This window comes from Mesorhizobium sp. M7A.F.Ca.CA.002.05.1.1 (assembly GCF_003998335.1).
In the GTDB taxonomy this organism is placed as follows: Bacteria; Pseudomonadota; Alphaproteobacteria; order Rhizobiales; family Rhizobiaceae; genus Mesorhizobium.
Window position 1 is genome coordinate 1 of record NZ_RZQI01001192.1, and the last position, 1,448, is coordinate 1,448.

A 1,448-nucleotide genomic window follows, 5' to 3' on the forward strand; every position below is an offset into this window, starting at 1 on the left:
ATCCGGCCCGGCGCGACCGCCTCAAGCGCGCGAATGACGATGTTGGGCGGCCGCGCCGGGCCGGATTCGGGTTCGCGCCGCACGGCCTCGCCGACAGCTTCGAGCAGGATCGAAGCGATCTCGCTCTGGCCTTGCATCTGGATCTCGACGCCCTTCTTCTCGAAGGCGCTGACCAGCCGGTCGATCAGCCAGGCGCCGGCGGTGTCCATCTTCTCGATCTTGGAAACATCGAGCGCCAAGGTTTTGAAGCCGCTTCGCTTTTCGATCTTGCGCATGTCGGCGTCGATGAGCGCGACGGTCCTTGTGGTCCAGATTCCGGAGAAAGCGCAGCCAAGAACGCCATCCTCCTCGCCGATCGCCACGCGCGGTTCGTGGTCAGCCTCCCCTGCGGTCGTGCCGCTTGCGTCGCGCTTGCCGATGGTCAACATGGCGTCCTGTTTAGCCTGACGGGTCTGACCTGTCGATTTGCCGACAACGCTTGTCGCACAGCAGGAGCAGAAAAATATGGCGCGTGTCATTTCGGTCGAGGCCGAGCGTTTTCCCATCGCCGGAACCTTCACCATTTCGCGAGGTTCCAAGACCGAAGCCGAGGTGATCTCCTGCACGATCGGCGAGGGCGGCCACCTCGGCCGCGGCGAATGCGTCCCCTACAAGCGCTATGGCGAGACCATGGAGGGCGTGCGCGACGCGATCGAGGCCATGCGCGGCCGGATCGCCGGTGGCATCAGCCGGACCGCCTTGCTCGATGCTATGCCGGCCGGAGCCGCCCGCAACGCCATAGACTGCGCCCTGTGGGACCTGGAGGCAAAGCTCAGCGGAACCTCGGTAGCAGTCGCGATAGGTGCTCTTCCCTTGCAGGCGCTCGAAACCGCCTACACGCTGTCGCTGGGCGAGCCGGAGGCGATGGCGGCGCAGGCTCGCGCCAATGCGGCGCGGCCGCTGCTCAAGGTCAAGATCGGCGGCGACAACGACATCGCCCGCATCCGCGCGGTCAGGCAGGCAGCGCCAGACAGCCGCATCATCCTCGACGCCAATGAGGGCTGGAGCGACGACAACATCGTTGCGAACCTCGCCTTTGCCGCCGAACAAGGCATCGCGCTGATCGAGCAGCCGCTGCCGGCCGGTCATGACGAAATCCTGCGCCATATCGCCCATCCCGTGCCGATCTGCGCCGATGAAAGCGTGCACGAGGCTGAGAATCTCGAAGCGCTTGTCGGTCTCTACGATGCCGTCAACATCAAGCTCGACAAGTCGGGGGGCCTGACTGCGGCACTGGTGCTGCGCGATCGCGCCCGCGAACTCGGTTTCGGCGTGATGGTCGGCTGCATGGTCGGCACGTCATTGGCGATGGCGCCGGCGGTGCTGCTTGCCCAGCATGCCGATTTCGTCGACCTCGACGGTCCGCTGCTGCTTGCCCGCGACCGGGTACCGGGCCTTGTCTACCAGGG

The 1,448-nt window shown here is 65.6% G+C and carries 2 protein-coding genes; one reads left to right on the plus strand and one right to left on the minus strand.

Annotated features, from left to right (window positions below):
* Positions 1–428, minus strand: a 428-nt coding sequence (locus tag EN939_RS34010) for an STAS domain-containing protein (RefSeq protein WP_127271804.1), incomplete at its 3' end; no start/stop codon positions are given.
* Positions 429–504: 76 nt separating this feature from the next.
* Between EN939_RS34010 and dgcA the strand changes: the two genes are divergently transcribed.
* The coding region (gene dgcA / locus EN939_RS34015) for an N-acetyl-D-Glu racemase DgcA (RefSeq protein WP_164751508.1) at positions 505–1,448 on the plus strand (944 nt) is incomplete at its 3' end.